This is a genomic window from Streptomyces sp. 2114.4 (assembly GCF_900187385.1).
GTDB classification, from domain to species: domain Bacteria; phylum Actinomycetota; class Actinomycetes; order Streptomycetales; family Streptomycetaceae; genus Streptomyces; species Streptomyces mooreae.
Window position 1 is genome coordinate 2446001 of the sequence record NZ_FYEY01000001.1, and the last position, 16486, is coordinate 2462486.

At 70.7% G+C, this 16486-nt stretch carries 14 protein-coding genes; 5 read left to right on the forward strand and 9 right to left on the reverse strand.

The window, feature by feature from the left end:
• Positions 1 to 430: 430 nt before the first annotated feature.
• The 3 genes from ppdK to dusB all read right to left on the reverse strand — a co-directional run bounded on the left by ppdK (position 431) and on the right by dusB (position 5872).
• Complete coding sequence (ppdK, locus tag CFW40_RS10670; RefSeq protein ID WP_088797563.1) at positions 431 to 3124, reverse strand: pyruvate, phosphate dikinase; 2694 nt, start codon at positions 3122 to 3124, stop codon at positions 431 to 433.
• Between the two features lie 559 nt (positions 3125 to 3683).
• On the reverse strand, positions 3684 to 4262 hold the full coding sequence (locus CFW40_RS10675) for a MarR family winged helix-turn-helix transcriptional regulator (RefSeq protein WP_176956527.1): 579 nt from the start codon (positions 4260 to 4262) through the stop codon (positions 3684 to 3686).
• A 461-nt stretch (positions 4263 to 4723) separates the two neighbouring features.
• A complete protein-coding gene (gene dusB, locus CFW40_RS10680; protein ID WP_088797565.1) occupies positions 4724 to 5872 on the reverse strand; it encodes a tRNA dihydrouridine synthase DusB in 1149 nt (382 codons plus the stop codon).
• Positions 5873 to 6026: 154 nt separating this feature from the next.
• Between dusB and CFW40_RS10685 the strand changes: the two genes are divergently transcribed.
• On the forward strand, positions 6027 to 7481 hold the full coding sequence (locus CFW40_RS10685) for a DHA2 family efflux MFS transporter permease subunit (RefSeq protein ID WP_088797566.1): 1455 nt from the start codon (positions 6027 to 6029) through the stop codon (positions 7479 to 7481).
• Between the two features lie 95 nt (positions 7482 to 7576).
• On the opposite strand, the gene CFW40_RS10690 is transcribed toward CFW40_RS10685, so the two are convergent.
• The gene (locus CFW40_RS10690) at positions 7577 to 8551 is read right to left on the reverse strand and encodes a helix-turn-helix transcriptional regulator (protein ID WP_088797567.1); all 975 of its coding nucleotides are present in this window, start codon (positions 8549 to 8551) and stop codon (positions 7577 to 7579) included.
• Between the two features lie 218 nt (positions 8552 to 8769).
• On the opposite strand from CFW40_RS10690, the gene CFW40_RS10695 reads away from it, so the two are divergent.
• The 3 genes from CFW40_RS10695 (at position 8770) to CFW40_RS10705 (ending at position 12248) form a co-directional block, all read left to right on the forward strand.
• The gene (locus tag CFW40_RS10695) at positions 8770 to 10233 is read left to right on the forward strand and encodes an MFS transporter (protein WP_088797568.1); all 1464 of its coding nucleotides are present in this window, start codon (positions 8770 to 8772) and stop codon (positions 10231 to 10233) included.
• Positions 10234 to 10437: 204 nt separating this feature from the next.
• Positions 10438 to 11442 carry an aldo/keto reductase gene (locus CFW40_RS10700; protein ID WP_088797569.1) on the forward strand — a complete coding sequence of 335 codons (1005 nt, stop codon included), beginning with the start codon at positions 10438 to 10440 and terminating at the stop codon, positions 11440 to 11442.
• 224 nt (positions 11443 to 11666) lie between these two features.
• Positions 11667 to 12248, forward strand: a complete 582-nt coding sequence (locus tag CFW40_RS10705; protein ID WP_088797570.1) for a TetR family transcriptional regulator — start codon at positions 11667 to 11669, stop codon at positions 12246 to 12248.
• A gap of 48 nt (positions 12249 to 12296) precedes the next feature.
• On the opposite strand, the gene CFW40_RS10710 is transcribed toward CFW40_RS10705, so the two are convergent.
• From CFW40_RS10710 to CFW40_RS10730, 4 genes are all read right to left on the reverse strand, one after another.
• Positions 12297 to 12794: a GNAT family N-acetyltransferase gene (locus tag CFW40_RS10710; RefSeq protein ID WP_088797571.1), complete on the reverse strand. Its 498-nt coding sequence runs from the start codon at positions 12792 to 12794 to the stop codon at positions 12297 to 12299.
• A gap of 208 nt (positions 12795 to 13002) precedes the next feature.
• Entirely contained in the window at positions 13003 to 13566 is a 564-nt protein-coding gene (locus CFW40_RS10715; protein WP_088797572.1) for a DUF1772 domain-containing protein, read from the reverse strand.
• Between the two features lie 166 nt (positions 13567 to 13732).
• The gene (locus CFW40_RS10725) at positions 13733 to 14008 is read right to left on the reverse strand and encodes a DUF2087 domain-containing protein (protein ID WP_088797574.1); all 276 of its coding nucleotides are present in this window, start codon (positions 14006 to 14008) and stop codon (positions 13733 to 13735) included.
• Positions 14009 to 14131: 123 nt separating this feature from the next.
• The gene (locus tag CFW40_RS10730; RefSeq protein ID WP_256331514.1) at positions 14132 to 14605 is read right to left on the reverse strand and encodes a VOC family protein; all 474 of its coding nucleotides are present in this window, start codon (positions 14603 to 14605) and stop codon (positions 14132 to 14134) included.
• A gap of 502 nt (positions 14606 to 15107) precedes the next feature.
• Here CFW40_RS10730 and CFW40_RS10735 point away from each other — a divergent pair.
• A complete protein-coding gene (locus tag CFW40_RS10735; protein ID WP_088797575.1) occupies positions 15108 to 15788 on the forward strand; it encodes a DUF899 family protein in 681 nt (226 codons plus the stop codon).
• 53 nt (positions 15789 to 15841) lie between these two features.
• On the opposite strand, the gene CFW40_RS10740 is transcribed toward CFW40_RS10735, so the two are convergent.
• A complete protein-coding gene (locus CFW40_RS10740; protein WP_088802034.1) occupies positions 15842 to 16480 on the reverse strand; it encodes a response regulator transcription factor in 639 nt (212 codons plus the stop codon).
• Positions 16481 to 16486: the final 6 nt, after the last annotated feature.

Here is a 16486-nt window from a genome sequence, read left to right on the forward strand (position 1 = left end):
AATTACTTCTCGCGAGTGCTCCCACCTCACCCGCAGCAGGTAAAACGGGGCAATACCCGGCAGTTGCCCTCTTTGCCGCGGGTTTTTCTGTGATCTAACCAACGGGACCTTCCGACCGGCCTGCGGCCGGCCCGCCACCGGCCTTCGGCTGCCCTTCGGCCGTCCTTCACCTTCCTACCGGTGCCGGGGCGTTGCGTACGCCGCACCGCGGCGGCACCGGGGCCACGGCGAACGGGCGTCCGCGGACCAAAGACCGAGGGCGGCACCTCCGCACAGGTGCCGCCCTCTTGGGGTGCCGGAGCCGACAGCCGGGCGGCTGAGGGTCGGTGCCCGTACTGCCGGGCTCCGGTGGGTCTTTCACGCCACCGCGGGCGCGCTCGGCGCCCACGGTGACCGGTGGGGGCAGTGGCGCTCACCGCCCCCGGCGCGGTCAGCGGCTGTCGCTGCCCTTGGACTCCGCGGCCGCGCGGCCCGCCTCCAGCCGTGCGACCGGGATACGGAACGGGGAGCAGGAGACGTAGTCCAGTCCGGCCTCGTGGAAGAAGTGGACGGACTCCGGGTCACCGCCGTGCTCGCCGCAGACCCCGAGCTTGAGGTCCGGGCGGGTGGCCCGGCCGGCCGCGACGGCGTTGCGGACCAGGGAGCCCACGCCGTCCTTGTCGATGGTCTCGAACGGGCTGACGCCGAAGATGCCCTTCTCCAGGTACGCGGTGAAGAAGCTGGCCTCGACGTCGTCGCGGCTGAAGCCCCAGACCGTCTGCGTGAGGTCGTTCGTACCGAAGGAGAAGAAGTCGGCCGACTCGGCGATCTGTCCGGCCGTGAGGGCGGCGCGGGGCAGCTCGATCATCGTGCCGAGGGTGAGCTTGAGGCTGACGCCGTGGGCCTTCTCGACCTCGGCGATGACCTGCTCGGCCTCCTCGCGGACGATCTCCAGCTCCTGGACGGTGCCCACCAGCGGAATCATGATCTCCGCACGCGGGTCGCCCTTGGCGTTCTTCCGCTCGGCGGCCGCCTCGGCGATGGCGCGCACCTGCATCGCGAACAGACCGGGGATGACCAGGCCCAGGCGCACACCGCGCAGGCCCAGCATCGGGTTCTGCTCGTGCAGCTTGTGCACCGCCTGCAGCAGCCGCAGGTCGTTCTCGTTGGCGTCCTTGCGGGCCTCGGCGAGCGCGACCCGGACCGACAGCTCGGTGATGTCGGGCAGGAACTCGTGCAGCGGCGGGTCCAGCAGCCGGACGGTCACCGGCAGCCCGTCCATCGACTCGAACAGCTCGATGAAGTCGGCCTTCTGCAGCGGCAGCAGCTGGCTGAGCGCGGCGTCACGGTCGGTCTCGGTGTCGGCCAGGATCAGGCGCTCGACCATCTCGCGGCGCTCGCCGAGGAACATGTGCTCGGTGCGGCACAGGCCGATGCCCTGGGCGCCGAACCGGCGGGCGCGGCCGGCGTCCTCGGCGTTGTCGGCGTTGGCCCGTACGCGCAGCCGGCGGACCCGGTCCGCGTAGGCCATGATCCGGTGGACGGCCTTGACCAGCTCGTCGGCGTCCTCGGCGCCGGCGTGCATCCGGCCCTCGAAGTACTCCACGACCGGGGACGGCACGACCGGCACCTCGCCGGCGTAGACCTTGCCGGTGGAGCCGTCGATGGAGACGACGTCGCCCTCCTCGATGACGGTCCCCTCCTGGGTCGTCATCCGGCGGGCCTTGGTGTCGACCTCCAGCTCCTCGGCGCCGCAGACACAGGTCTTGCCCATGCCGCGGGCGACGACGGCGGCGTGCGAGGTCTTGCCGCCGCGGGAGGTGAGGATGCCCTCGGCGGCGATCATGCCGTTGAGGTCGTCGGGGTTGGTCTCGCGGCGGATCAGGATGACCTTCTCGCCGGAGCGCGACCACTTGACGGCGGTGTACGAGTCGAAGACGGCCTTGCCGACCGCCGCGCCCGGGGAGGCGGCGATGCCGCGGCCGATCGTCTCGGACTTCGCGCCCAGGTCGAAGCGGGGGAACATCAGCTGCGCCAGCTGCGCGCCGTTGACCCGCTGCAGGGCCTCGGCCTCGTCGATCAGGCCCTGGTCGACGAGCTGGGTGGCGATCCGGAAGGCGGCACCGGCGGTGCGCTTGCCGACCCGGGTCTGCAGCATCCACAGCTTGCCGCGCTCGATGGTGAACTCGATGTCGCACAGGTCCTTGTAGTGCGTTTCGAGCGTCTCCATGATCTGCATCAGCTCGTCGTACGACGCCTTGTCGATGTTCTCGAGGTCGGCGAGCGGCACGGTGTTGCGGATACCGGCGACGACGTCCTCGCCCTGCGCGTTCTGCAGGTAGTCGCCGTAGACGCCCTGGTGGCCGCTGGCGGGGTCGCGGGTGAAGGCGACGCCGGTGCCGGAGTCCGGGCCGAGGTTGCCGAAGACCATGGAGCAGACGTTGACCGCGGTGCCGAGGTCGCCGGGGATGCGCTCCTGGCGGCGGTAGAGCTTGGCGCGGTCGGTGTTCCACGAGTCGAAGACCGCGCGCACCGCGAGGTCCATCTGCTCGCGGGGCTCCTGCGGGAAGTCCCGGCCGGTCTCCTTGGACACGATGTCCTTGAAGTGCGCGACCAGGCTCTTGAGGTCGGCGGCGTCGAGCTCGATGTCGACGCGGACGCCCTTGGCCTGCTTGGCCTCCTCCAGCGCCTCCTCGAAGAGCTCGCCGTCCACGCCCAGCACGGTCTTGCCGAACATCTGGATCAGGCGGCGGTAGGAGTCCCACGCGAACCGCTCGTCACCGGCCTGCGCGGCGAGGCCGGAAACCGATGCATCGGAGAGGCCGATGTTGAGGACGGTGTCCATCATGCCGGGCATGGAGAACTTCGCCCCGGAACGGACCGATACGAGCAGCGGGTCGTCGGCCTGGCCGAGCTTCTTGCCCATCTGCTGCTCAAGGGCGTCCAAGTGCTCGGAGACCTCGGCACGCAGTGCCGCGGGCTCGGCGCCGCTCTCGAGGTAGACCTTGCAGGCTTCAGTGGTGATCGTGAAGCCGGGAGGGACCGGAAGTCCCAGGTTGGTCATCTCGGCGAGGTTCGCACCCTTGCCGCCGAGGAGGTCCTTGAGCTCCTTGTTGCCCTCGGTGAAGTCGTAGACGAACTTCACGGACGAAGGCTGGGTTACGTGGGGATCTTGCGTTTCCGGCACGGCACTGACTCCTCGCCGACGGGCTGCCCTGACGGCGAGGAACATACCCAGATCGAAGGCGCATGGGTACGTCCACTTGGTCGACATGCGTGCGTAACCAGCCGTCCGCCACTGGATCGAAAGTGATCATGCATTTGGACGTAGCTTCATTACCTGAATGCATCACTCCGCTACGTAGTCGAAATGGCGACCATGTGCTACTCAGGGCAACGAATGGCGTAATCACTCGAACGCATGACGCATGGCACCCGGTGCCACCATTGGAGAGGTGGAGCCCCGCTAGGGGTGCTCATCTGAGCGCAACCCCTATCAGGGGTGGCGAGAATCACGCGCTCATGTGTGACCCGGTCCCATCATTTGGACCCTCTTCAGTCTCTCGCTCCACGGCCTGTCCACGGAAGACATCCGCCGGGACGCGCACCCGATCCCCTGCGGCCGGCGGATCCGAGCATCGCCATCGGGCCAAGTTCTCGACCCCTGGTTGCCCACCACCCCTCTCCCCCTCTCCCCCTTCGCCCTACCCCTTGGCCCGGCGTCCGCTCCGTCGTGGCCGGGGGTCCTGGCCGTCCAGCAGCTCCAGACGCCGGTCCGCGCCCCGGGTCCCGACCTGCAACACGATCCGGCCCAGCAGATCCGCCAGATCCAGCGCCTCGTCATCGCTCAGGGGCTCGGTGACAAAGGCTTCCTCGGTGTGAAACTCCGGGAAGACCCTGATCATCAGCCGCTCGCCCTCGGGGGTCAGGGACAGCAGGGCGAGCCGCCCGTCGGCCGGATGGGTCCTGCGCTCCAGCAGGCCGCGACCCTGGAGCGTGCGGGCGACGCCGGTGAGCGTGCCCTTGGAGATGCCCGCGTCCTCGGCGACCCGCCGGGTCTCCCGCTCGCCCCAGATCCAGACCACCCACAGCACGACGAAGGCGGTCCAGGTCAGCCCGGCGTCGCGCAGTACGGAGTTCTCGAAGTACTGCCGCACGGCGGCCGCGGCGCGATAGATGCTCGCGACCGCGGCCATCCGCTCGTGACAGACGGGGACGGGGGTGTCGCCGAGTCTGGCCTGGACCGCCTTCTCCGTGTCCGCGAGGGAACGGTGCCCGCTCACCACAACAGCTCCCTCGGCTTCCGCCCGGTCCATATGGCCCGGCGCCCGCATGCGCCCGAGCCGTGACACCCAGTGCCGGTATGGACTCAAACGGTAGCGGCGGGTGGTGGTCGTCCGCCCGCCGACACGCCCCGCACGCCGCCCCGGGTGCCTCCCGGTGCCCCCTGTCCGGTACGAGGGGGAAGTGGCGCCGCTGCTCCGCCGGGCCCGTCCCCCGTACGGGCCCGGCGGAGGGTCACCGGTTCCTCCGGGCGGCCACGGGCGCGCCGCACTCAGGCTGCTGCCTGACGTAACGTCAGGGTCAAGCCCCGGCCGGTGAGGCGCCGGTCAGTACCCCGTGAGTACCTGCGGCAAGGGTGCACCGCACGCCAGTGGGGGCGCCTCGGCCTTCAGCACGAAAGTGAGCCCGGCACCTCCGCCGTATGGGGGAGGTGCCGGGCTCCGTGCACCAGGGTCCGGCGTCAGCCGCCCGACGTGTCCAGCTCCGCGTCGGCGTCCACGCCCGCGCAGTCGTAGGGGTCGTCCAGCCAGCCGTCCGGCAGGACGACGCGGTTGCGGCCGGAGCTTCGGCCACGCGGGCCGTCCGCGCCCACCGGCCACGGCTGGTCCAGGTCCAGCTCCGACAGCAGCGCGTCCAGCTCGTCGAGCGAGGAGGTCACCGCGAGGCTGCGGCGCATCTCGGAGCCGATCGAGAAGCCCTTGGTGTACCAGGCGACATGCTTACGGAAGTCGATCACTCCGCGGGTCTCGTCGCCGATCCACTCGCCGAGCAGGGTGGCGTGCCGCAGCATCACGGCCGCGACCTCCTTGAGGGTGGGCTGCGCGTACCCCTCGGAGGCGTCGCCCCCGGTACCCGTGCCCTCGAAGGCGGCGACCAGATCGCCGAACAGCCACGGCCTCCCCAGGCACCCGCGCCCCACGACCACCCCGTCGCAGCCGGTCTCCCGCATCATCCGCTGTGCGTCGTCGGCCGACCAGATGTCGCCGTTGCCGAGCACCGGGATCTGGGGGACGTGCTCCTTGAGGCGCGCGATGGCGTCCCAGTCGGCGGTGCCGCCGTAGTGCTGGGCCGCGGTCCGCCCGTGCAGGGCGATCGCCGTGATGCCCTCCTCGGCGGCGATCCGCCCCGCGTCGAGGTAGGTGATGTGGTCGTCGTCGATGCCCTTGCGCATCTTCATCGTGACCGGCAGGGTCCCCGCGTTCGCCACCGCCTCGCGCAGGATCGAGCGCAGCAGGTTCCGCTTGTACGGCAGCGCCGAGCCGCCGCCCTTACGGGTCACCTTCGGGACCGGGCAGCCGAAGTTCAGGTCGATGTGATCGGCAAGGTCCTCTTCCGCGATCATGCGGGCGGCCTTGCCGACGGTGTCCGGGTCGACGCCGTACAGCTGGATCGAGCGCGGCTTCTCGGTCTCGTCGAAGTGGATCAGCTGCATGGTCTTCTCGTTGCGCTCGACCAGCGCCCGCGTCGTGATCATCTCGCTGACGAACAGGCCCTTGCCGCCGCTGAACTCCCGGCACAGCGTCCGGAACGGGGCATTGGTGATCCCGGCCATGGGCGCGAGCACCACGGGCGGCTGCACCGCATGCGGACCGATCTGCAGCAGAGTCATGACGGCGATACCTTCGGCTTTCTTCGGCTTCCTTCGGCGGGACGGGCGGGCCGCGGCCGTACGGGCGGTCCGGCCACCGCGATCTCCCATTGTCCCGCACCGCGGGAGCGGCCCTGCCGGGACCGGGCACCCGCGATCGTTGTAGCGTTCAACCATGCCTGATCTCAGCCGCCGTCGGCGTCTCCTGGTGCTGGCGATCTGCTGCATGAGCCTGCTGATCGTCAGCCTCGACAACACCATCCTCAATGTCGCCCTGCCGTCCATTCAGCACGAGCTGCACGCTTCGGTCGCCGGTATGCAGTGGACCATCGACGCCTACACGCTGGTCCTGGCGGCGCTGCTGATGCTGTCCGGTTCCACCGCCGACCGGCTCGGCCGGCGCCGGATCTTCCTGGTGGGGCTGGTGGTCTTCGCGGTCGGTTCGCTGCTGTGCAGCCTGGCGCCAGGGCTGGGGTGGCTGGTGGTCTTCCGGATGGTGCAGGCGGTCGGCGGCTCGATGCTCAACCCGGTCGCCATGTCGATCATCACCAACACCTTCACCGACCCGCGGGAGCGGGCCCGCGCGATCGGGGTGTGGGGCGGGGTCGTCGGCATCAGCATGGCGGCCGGGCCGGTGATCGGCGGGCTGCTGGTGCAGAGCGTCGGCTGGCGCTCGGTCTTCTGGATCAACGTCCCGATCGGGGCGCTGGCGTTCTTCCTGACCCTGCGCTACGTCCCGGAATCCCGCGCTCCCCAGCCGCGCCGTGTCGACCCGGTCGGCCAGCTGCTGGTGATCGCGCTGCTCGGCTCGCTGACGTACGCGATCATCGAGGCCCCGGATGCCGGCTGGACGTCCCCCGAGATCCTGGTGTTCGTCGTGGTGGCGCTGGCGTCCCTGGCCGGTCTGATCGCCTACGAGCGGCGCCGACGTGAACCCCTCATCGACCTGCGGTTCTTCCACAGCGTGCCGTTCAGCGGGGCCACGGTAGTGGCGGTGTGCGCCTTTGCCGCGCTCGCCGGCTTCCTCTTCATCAACACGCTGTATCTGCAGAACATCCGCGGTCTGTCCGCTTTGGACGCCGGTCTCTACATGCTCCCCATGGCCGGGATGACGCTGATCTTCGCGCCGGTATCGGGGCGGCTGGTCGGCAACCGGGGGCCCCGGCTGCCGCTGCTCCTCGCCGGTATGGCGATGGGGGCGAGCGGGCTGCTCTTCGCGGCCTTCGACGCACAGGCCACGAATGCGTTGCTGTTCACCGGCTATGTCCTGTTCGGCATCGGATTCGGCCTGGTCAACGCGCCGATCACCAACACCGCGGTGTCCGGTATGCCGCGTGCCCAGGCAGGCGTGGCCGCCGCCGTCGCCTCCACCAGCAGGCAGGTCGGGCAGTCGCTCGGCGTCGCGGTGATCGGCGCCGTACTGGCGGGCGGGGCCCACGCCGCCGCCTCCGCGGACGCCTTCGTCGCGGCCGGCCGCCCGGCGTGGTGGATCATCGCCGGCTGCGGTGCGGCCGTGCTGCTGCTCGGGGCCCTGACCACGGGCCGGTGGGCGAAGGCAACGGCCGACCGCACGGCGACGCTGTTCGGCGACGGGGCACGGGGGCAGCAGGCGGCGGACGCACGGTCGTAGCCGTAGGGCGGATGGCCGGGGTGCCGGGGGCCGGGCAGGGGGCTGGGGGGCTGTGGCCGGGGGCTGTGGCCCGGGGGTGCCTCTCCGGGTGCCCCTCAGACCGTGACGAGTGCCGGAGGCTCCGCCGACCGGGCCGACCGCGCCGCCTCCGCCGCCTCCGCCGCCAGCAGTTCCAGCCGCTCCCGGGTCACCTCGTCGACCGGTGTGTAGGACAGCAGCTTGGGGCCGGGATTGGGCCCCGTCCACAGGCTCGTTGCGGACAGCTGCAGCGTGCCCACCCGGGGGTGCCGGAAGAGCTTGACGGCGCTCATCGGGCGGATGACTTCATGCTGTGCCCAGATCTCCCGGAATTCGGACGACGCCTCCGTCAGCCGCGCGACCAGCGCCTTCCAGGCCGGCTCCGCGACATGCTCGGCCATCGACGCCCGGAACTTGGCGGCCATCACCCGCATCGTGGCGTCCAGGTCGACCACGCTCGCCCGCCACTCGGCGTGGGTGAACGCCAGCCACATGCAGTTGCGGTCCTCTTCGGGCAGCGCGTCGAGGTCGCACATCAGACGGCCGTATGTGGCGTTGTAGGCGAGGATGTCGAAGCGGCTGTTCTGGAGGACGGCCGGGAACGGCTCCAACTGGCGCAGCATCTGCCGCAGTTCGCGCGTGACCCCGGTGCACTCCGTGCCCGGTGTCGGGTCGATCGCCCCGGCCAGCGCGAACAGATGACTGCGCTCGGCGCGGTCGAGCAGCAGCGCACGGGCGACCGCGTCCAGGACCTGCGGCGAGACGTGAATGTCCCGGGCCTGTTCGAGCCAGGTGTACCAGGTGACCCCGACGGCGCCCAGGTGCGCGACCTCTTCGCGGCGCAGTCCGGGGGTACGACGGCGGGTGCCCCGCGGCAGCCCCACCTGCTCGGGTGTGATCCGCTCCCGGCGGCTGCGCAGGAACGCGGCCAACTCGGCCCGGCGGGCGGCGTCGTCGCGCGGGGCGGCGGCGGGCCGTGGGGCGGCGGGCCGCGAGGCGGTGTGGCCGGCCGGGCCTGTGGCAGGCTGCGTCAGGGGCGTGTCCACGGTCATGGCTCCAGGGTGCCGCAGTCCGGAGCCGGTTGCCAGGTAGCACCGGTACCAGGATAAGAACACTCTGGTACCAGCCTGAGCGGTCGACGATCGTCGGTTCCGTGAGCGATACCCGAGCACTGACGACCACTGCGGAAGCCCCGGCCGCGCCCTCTGGAGCCCCGGCCGCCCTTGCGGATGCCGCGATCCCGAAGGCCCCGGGGGCCACAGCCGCACCGATGGCACCGACCGCCCCGGAGACCCGGGAGGCCCCAGCGGTACCGGCCGCCCCCGGCCCCGCCGTGCAGCCGCAGCCGGCCACGACCGTGCTGACCCCGCTCGGCCTGCTGACCGTGCTGCTGGGCGCGGCCCTACCCATGATCGACTTCTTTATCGTCAACGTCGCGCTGCCGACCATCGACCATGACCTCCACGCGGGGGCCGCGATGCTGGAGATGGTGGTGGCCGGCTACGGCGTCGCCTACGCCATGCTGCTGGTGCTCGGCGGCCGGCTCGGCGACATGATCGGCCGCCGTCGGCTGTTCCTGTGGGGCCTGGCCACCTTCGGCCTCACCTCACTCGCCTGCGGTCTCGCGCCGGATGCCGGGACGCTGGTGGCCGCCCGGGTCGCCCAGGGCGCCGCGGCCGCGCTGCTGCTGCCGCAGGTGCTGGCCACCATCCAGGCCACCACCACGGGCAAGCGGCGCGCCAAGGCCGTCAGCCTGTACGGGGGCACCGCCGGTATCGCCAGCGCCCTCGGCCAGGTACTCGGCGGCCTGCTGGTCTCCGCCGACCTGGCGGGCACCGGCTGGCGCGCGGTCTTCCTGGTGAACGTCCCGTTCTCCGTCGCGGCCTGGCTGCTGGCCGCCCGTACGGTCCCGGAGACCCGGTCGCCGCACCCGAGCCGGGTGGACGGCCCCGGTACCGCGCTGCTCGCCGCTACCCTGATCACCCTGCTGCTGCCGCTGACCGAGGGCCGGGCGGCCGGCTGGCCCGTGTGGTCCTGGGTCCTGCTGGCCGTGTTCCCCTTCGCCGCCGCCGCGTTCCTGCTCGTCGAGCACCGGGCCGAACGCGCCGGCCGCACCCCGCTCGTCCCGCCCTCACTGCTGCGCATCCCCTCCGTGAACAGCGGACTCACCATGATCATCCCGTTCACGCTGGGATTCGGCGGCTTTATGTTCGTCGTCGCCGTCGCCCTCCAGAACGGGCTGCACTACGGCCCGTTCGCGGCCGGGCTGTCCCTGGCGCCGCTGTGCGTCACGTTCTTCTTCGCCTCGCTGGCCGGTCCGCGGCTGGTGATGCGGTTCGGGCGGCGGGTGGTGATCGCCGGTTCGCTGATCCAGGGCGCCGGCCTGATCGCCCTGGCACTCACCGTGCACACGGGCTGGCCCGGGATATCGGTGGCCGCCCTCGCGTCGAGCATGGCCGTGCTGGGCCTCGGGCAGGGCCTGGTGCTGCCGGTGCTGATGCGCATCGTGCTGAGCGAACTGCCGGTGGCACAGGCAGGTGTGGGCGGGGGCGTCATGGTCACCACCCAGCAGTCCGGCCTCGCGCTGGGCGTGGCCACCCTCGGCACTCTCTTCCTCGCCCTGATGCCGTCCCTCGGCATCCGCGACGCGATGCTCGCCGCCCTGCTGACGCAACTGGCGATCGTCGCGGGCACGACGGCGCTCGCCCTGCGCCTGCCCCGCCAGGTGCGCTGACCTGGTCTGACCTGGTCTGACCTGGGCCGACCTGGACTGAAGCGGGAGGGAACGACAGGGACGGGACGCAACCTTTCACGTGACGGCTGACAAATATTGAAATCTGTCAGCCGTCATGTCATAGTGATTGCAGGGCAGCCAACCGCCCTCATCCGCACCCCTCCTCGCCTCTCCCCCATCCCTCCCGCCCTCCAGGAGCACGCAGTGCAGACCCGCACCCTGGGCACCACCGGCCCGCAGACCTCCGCCCTCGGCCTCGGCTGCATGGGCATGTCCGCCCTCTACGGCGACAGCGACCGCAGCGAGTCCATCGCCACCCTTCACGCCGCCCTCGACGCGGGCATCACCCTGCTCGACACCGGCGACTTCTACGGCATGGGCCACAACGAACTGCTGATCAACGAAGCCCTGCGCACCGCCCCCGCGGCGGCCCGCGAAAAGGCGCAGATCAGCGTCAAATTCGGCGCGCTGCGCACGGTCGAAGGCGGCTTCACCGGCTATGACGGCCGGCCGAACGCGGTAAAGAACTTCGCCGCGTACTCCCTCCAGCGCCTGGGCGCCGACCACATCGACATCTACCGGATCGCCCGGATCGATCCGGATGTCCCGGTCGAGGAGACCGTCGGCGCCATCGCCGAGCTGGTCGCGGCCGGACACGTCCGGCACATCGGCCTCTCCGAGGTCGGCGCGAAGACCCTGCGCCGGGCCGCCGCCGTCGCCCCGATCTCCGATCTCCAGATCGAGTACTCCCTCATCTCCCGCGGCATCGAGGAGGCGATCCTGCCGACCGCCCGCGAACTGGGCATCGGCGTCACCGCGTACGGCGTCCTGTCCCGCGGCCTGATCAGCGGCCACTTCAGCCGGGACCGCAAGCTCGCCGCGAACGACTTCCGCGGCAGGAGCCCGCGCTTCCAGGGCGAGAACCTCGACCGCAACCTCGACCTGGTGGACGCACTGCGCAAGATCGCCGAGCAGAAGGGCATCTCGGTCGCGCAGACCGCCATCGCCTGGGTGCTCTCCCGCGGCGAGGACATCGTTCCGCTGGTCGGCGCCCGCCGCCGCGACCGGCTGACCGAAGCGCTCGGCGCACTGGAGGTCACGCTCGACGCCGACGATCTTGCCGCCATCGAACGCGCCGTCCCCCCGAACGCCGCCGCCGGTGACCGCTACCCCACCGACCAGATGGCCCACCTGGACAGCGAGCGCTGACCCCGGGGGCGGCAGCGTGACCGACGGAGCGGGTACGGGGCAGGGACAGGTACCGTCCCTAAGGACCCGGCGCACGGATCCGTAGGGGCCCGCGGATCCGAGGTACCCAAGCACCTACGGACCGGCGCAGGTGCCGGAACCGGCGCACCCACCTGGTGCGCCACCGGGACCGCTCGCAGGCCCAGCCCGCCCCACCCCGCCCCTCCCGAAAGGCCGACCGCCCCATGCCGCCCGAGACGTTGACACCTGAGCGCATCCTCGAAGCCACCGAGGAGGTACTGCGCCGTTACGGCCCGGCCAAGGCCACGGTCGTCGATGTGGCGCGCGCCCTGGGCGTCAGCCATGGCAGCGTCTACCGCCACTTCCGTACGAAGGCGGCGCTGCGGGAGGCGGTCACGGAGCGCTGGCTGGACCGTACGAGCAAGGAACTCTCGGTCATCGTCGCGACGGAAGGGCCGGCTCCGGAGCGGCTGGACCGCTGGCTGACCGCCCTGTTCGAGGCCAAGCGGCACAAGGCCGGTGACGATCCCGAACTCTTCGCCACCTACATGACGTTGATCGGCGAGAGCGGCGGCGTGGTCGACCGGCACGTCACCGATCTGGAAGCCCAGCTCACCACCATCATCGAAGCCGGCGTCAGCCAGGGCACCTTCCACACCCCCTCCCCCGCCACCACCGCCCGCGCCGTCTTCGACGCCACCGGCCGCTTCCACGACCCGTGCTACGCCCCCGAGTGGTCCCGCCCCGGGATCACCGCCGACTTCGAGGCCGTCCGCGACCTGGTCCTCCGAGGCCTGCGCGGCTAGCGCCTGTCTGTGGGATCAGTGGGTTCAGCCGCTCCCGCCTCGGGCGTGTCACGAGGCGGGCGGCAGCGCGAGCCAGTCCTGCCAGGTGATGTCGCGGCCCAGGTAACGAGGCTGCTGGAAGGGCCAGTCGGCGGCGATCCACTGCGGCACCAACGCGTCGAGCGCGCGCTCCACCTCGCTGCCGACGAGGTGGTCCACCACCCACCAGGAGACTTCTCCGTCGGAACCGGTGCGCTCGGGCGGGTCGATGTAGACGCACCCGAGGATCGCCGTCTCCTCCTCGTCCAACAGCGCGTAGTTGAACGACTGGTGCGCGGCTATCTCCTTCTCGTGCCGCAGCAAGTCGATGCGGTCCGCTTCATAGGTCATCGTCTCCGCGGGCCAGCCCCAGGCCGGGCCGAAGATCTCCCACAAGCGTTCGCGGGAGCCCATCACGGCGGGGTAGTCGAGCGCGGTATCCGCCTCCCGGATCGGCCGCAGGTGAACCGTGGTGCCGGGCACGGGCACGTGGACGGGGTGGACGAAGTCGTCAGGCAGCCAAGTCATAAGGCCCGAACTTACCGCCGGTCGGCGCGGGATGATCCGGGCGGCGCGGGCGCCACGGTGGACGCGCCGGCAGTTGATCAAGCACCACGGCAAAGGCAAGGGTCAGGGCAAGGGCATGAGGCCGCGCCGCCAGGCGTGCCGCAAGAGGGTGGGGCCCGCCTGCTGGTGCCCGTCGACTGTCCAAAGGCACGGCCCTCGGGCGGCTACCTCACCCCGTGCCGGCCGTGCCGTGCAGGAAGAGGGCCCAGGTGAGCGTGCCGAAGGCGGCGGTGTGGGCGAGGGCGCGCACGATGTTCCAGGTGACCCACCGCCCCTCGAAGCTCTCCCGCGCGGCCTTGAGCGCACCGGGGCGGCCGGCCGGGGCACCAGGAGGGCTCCCCTCCGACGCCGCGTGGTCGAGAGCGTCGTCCGGCACGTGGTCGAGTTGGTTGTCGAGCTGTTTGTTGAGCGGGACGTTGACACCGCCGGTCACGAAGAAGCCCGCCAAATACAGCACCAGCGCCGCGAGGATCCAGGGCAGGGCCACCTGCCCGGGCCCGCTCCAGGCCAGGACCGTGGCGAGGACAAGCAGGGGGACCGGCAGCAGAAAGGGAAGCAGGAACCAGCCGTTGATGATCGCCCGGTTGATGTTCTGCATGGCCTGCACGAAGGTGCGGTCGGCGGACCGGCCGAGGCCGGGCATCACGGCATAGGCGAAGGCGGCGAACAGGCCGGCCATCAGGCCCGCGCCGAGGGTCGCGACCAGGAGCGTGACGGTCTGCAGGGCTCTCATTGCTCCTCCGGATCCGTACGTGGAACGACCCTATCGACACCGGCCGCCGCTTCGGGGCCCGCGAGGACCTGTCGGAGAGCCTGTCGGAGGACCTGTCACCTGTCTGCAAGGGCCCGGGGACGCAATGGCAGGCGCCCCCGGGATACCCGGCCCGGCGGGAGAGGTGCTACCCGGCCCTCCGATAGCTGCTGCCATCCTTGGGCCGGGCCAGCAAGCCCGCCACGACGAGGTAGCGGCGCAGCGCCGAGCAGTCTTCGTGCACCGTCAGCAGCGCCTCGTTGACCTCGCGCTCGCTGTATTCCCGGTCCCGCTCGAACAGCGTCCCCGCGAGATGTACGAGCAACTGCTCGCGGCGGGCCGCCTTCCGCGGGATCGCCGTCAGCCGCCCCCGGGAAAAGAGGGAGGCCACCCCCTGCGAACCACTCGACTGATGGTCAGACATGCCGGAAGCCTCCCCCGCCGCCCCACACCCGGGCAACGCATTTTCCTGAGGTGACCGGGCCAGGCCCAGGCCTGGCTCAGCAAGAGGATTCCCGTACCTCTTCGAGCTAGGGGGTGTCTCCCCCTAGGGCCGGAGGTACGGCCGGGTCATGATCTCCATGTTGTGGCCGTCCGGGTCGGCGAAGTACGCACCGCGGCCGCCGAACAGGCGGTTGATCCGGCCGGGTTCGGTGTGGCTTGGGTCGGCGAAGTAGGTGACCCCGACCGCTTCCAGACGGGCGATCATGTGGTCGAACTGCTCGTCAGGCACGAGAAAGGCGTAGTGCTGTGACTGGACCGGCTCGTCACGCTTCTCGTAGTAGTCGAGCGTCACGCCGTTGCCGAGGTCCACGGGAAGGAACGGCCCGAAGGGAGCGCCGACCGTCAACCCCAGTATCACGGCCAGGAACTCGGCCGACAGCTGCCGGTCCCTGGCGTACACGGCGGTGTGGTTCAGCTGCACGGAAGTCGTCGGCGGCTCGGATTCCTGCGGGTACTGCTGCTCGGTTGCTTCGTTCAGCTCGTTCAGCTCGTGCGGTTCGTTCAGCTCGTGCGGCATAAGGGGTGGGTGTCTCCGGTCTTGGGATCCGCTGGAAAGGAGGCGCCGCGCAGGGGCGCCAGGCGAAAGACTCGAAGAAGGGGGCGGGGCTCTGGCCCGCCTCGCGCTCACGCCGAGGCCGGGGACCCCACTCGTGCATGGCCCATGGCCGACCCGGTAGTCACCCGGATGACCTTACTGATCACGACGGGTCGAGGCAATGGCCGCTCCGGACAGCCACCGCCCAGGGCCGGACCGCACCCGCCCGCCAGGCGCCGCGCCCGCCCACGAGACCCCGCGCCCGCCCACGAGGCCGCCACGTCCACCCGCCAGGCGCCGCGCCCACCCACCCGCAGCGAGGCCGCGCCCGGTGGACCTCGGTTGATCCGTAGGAGTGCACCGCCCCGGTCCTTGTCGTTTCGCAGCCTCGTGAACCGGTGCGCAGACATACGTTTGGTGAGCCGGAGGCGCCGGAGCAGAGGGTGCCCACCAGAACCAGACAGCCGCTGAGCCAGGGGTAGCGATGCGCCAGACCAATCTCACCGGGGAGACGGCCGACTACGTCAGCGCCCGCGAGGAGCTGCGGCAAGCCGAGATCGAGCTGATGCGCCATCGTGAACGCGTCGCCGACCTGCGCCGGCGACTGCCGCTGGGCCCGGCCGTCGATGACTATGTGTTCGAGGAGGGCCCTGCTGATCTGGAGGCCGGTGACGCGCCGGCACGGACCGTGCGGCTGAGTGAACTCTTCACCCGGTCCGGGCGTGACCTGGTCGTCTACCACCTCATGTACGGCAAGAAGCAGACCGAGCCGTGCCCCATGTGCACGATGTGGCTCGACGGATTCAACGGCGTGGCCCGCCACCTCGCGCAGAACCTCGACCTCGCGATCGTCGCCGCGGCCGGCCTGCCCGCGCTCCGCGCGCACGCCCGGGACCGGAAGTGGACGAATCTGCGTCTGCTCAGCGCCGGGGCCGGCACCTTCAAATACGACCTGGGCAGCGAGGACGCCGAGGGCAACCAGGACTCGACGGTGTCCGTGTTCACCCGCGACGACACCGGGTCGGTCCGCCACGTCTACTCGGTGCACCCGCGGATGTCCGACGACATCGACCAGCGAGGCATCGACCTGCTCAGCCCGGTATGGCACCTGCTCGACCTCACCCGCCAGGGCCGGGGCAACTGGTTCGCCTCGCTCACCTACTAGATGCCCCACCGCACGCAACTACCGGACGTTCGCCGCCCCCAGGGGATGTCTCCCTAACCGCCCACCCCGAGGAAGCGCAGCACCGCCAGCACCCGGCGGTGATCGGCGTCCGCTCTGGGCAGGTCCAGTTTGGCGAGGATGTTGTTGATGTGCTTGGCCACCGCGCTCTCGCTCACCACGAGCTGTGCGGCGATGCCCGCGTTGGAGCGGCCCTCGGCCATCAGGGCGAGCACGTCCCGTTCGCGGGCCGTCAGCCGCTCCAGTGGATCGCTGGACCGCCGCACCAGCAACTGGGCGACGACCTGCGGGTCCAGCGCCGTCCCGCCGGCCGCCACCCTCCGCAGCGCCTCGATGAATTCCTCGACATCCGCGACCCGTTGTTTGAGCAGATAGCCGACGCCGCTGGTGTTCGTCGCGAGGAGATCGGCCGCGTAGCGCTCCTCGACGTACTGGGAGAGCATCAACACCGCTGTCTGCGGATACTTCTGACGTATCGACAGTGCGGCACGCACACCCTCGTCGGTGAAGCCGGGTGGCATCCGGACGTCCACCACCGCGAGGCCGGGCCGGTGTTCCTCGACCGCCGCCAGCAGCTCCTGCGCGTCCCCCGCCTCGGCCGCCACCTCGAACCCGGCCATCTCCACCACCTTGACCAGCCCGATCCGCAGCAGCACGGAGTCCTCGGCGATCACGGCACG

Excerpts from the sequence above, each read along its gene's own strand:
- CFW40_RS10690 (WP_088797567.1), bottom strand. The coding sequence starts at position 8,551 with ATGACCGTGGACACGCCCCTGACGCAGCCTGCCACAGGCCCGGCCGGC.
- CFW40_RS10710 (WP_088797571.1), bottom strand. The coding sequence starts at position 12,794 with ATGACTTGGCTGCCTGACGACTTCGTCCACCCCGTCCACGTGCCCGTG.
- CFW40_RS10735 (WP_088797575.1), top strand. The coding sequence starts at position 15,108 with ATGCGCCAGACCAATCTCACCGGGGAGACGGCCGACTACGTCAGCGCC.
- CFW40_RS10715 (WP_088797572.1), bottom strand. The coding sequence starts at position 13,566 with ATGAGAGCCCTGCAGACCGTCACGCTCCTGGTCGCGACCCTCGGCGCG.
- CFW40_RS10695 (WP_088797568.1), top strand. The coding sequence starts at position 8,770 with ATGGCACCGACCGCCCCGGAGACCCGGGAGGCCCCAGCGGTACCGGCC.
- CFW40_RS10705 (WP_088797570.1), top strand. The coding sequence starts at position 11,667 with ATGCCGCCCGAGACGTTGACACCTGAGCGCATCCTCGAAGCCACCGAG.
- CFW40_RS10685 (WP_088797566.1), top strand. The coding sequence starts at position 6,027 with ATGCCTGATCTCAGCCGCCGTCGGCGTCTCCTGGTGCTGGCGATCTGC.
- CFW40_RS10725 (WP_088797574.1), bottom strand. The coding sequence starts at position 14,008 with ATGTCTGACCATCAGTCGAGTGGTTCGCAGGGGGTGGCCTCCCTCTTT.
- CFW40_RS10730 (WP_256331514.1), bottom strand. The coding sequence starts at position 14,605 with ATGCCGCACGAGCTGAACGAACCGCACGAGCTGAACGAGCTGAACGAA.
- dusB (WP_088797565.1), bottom strand. The coding sequence starts at position 5,872 with ATGACTCTGCTGCAGATCGGTCCGCATGCGGTGCAGCCGCCCGTGGTG.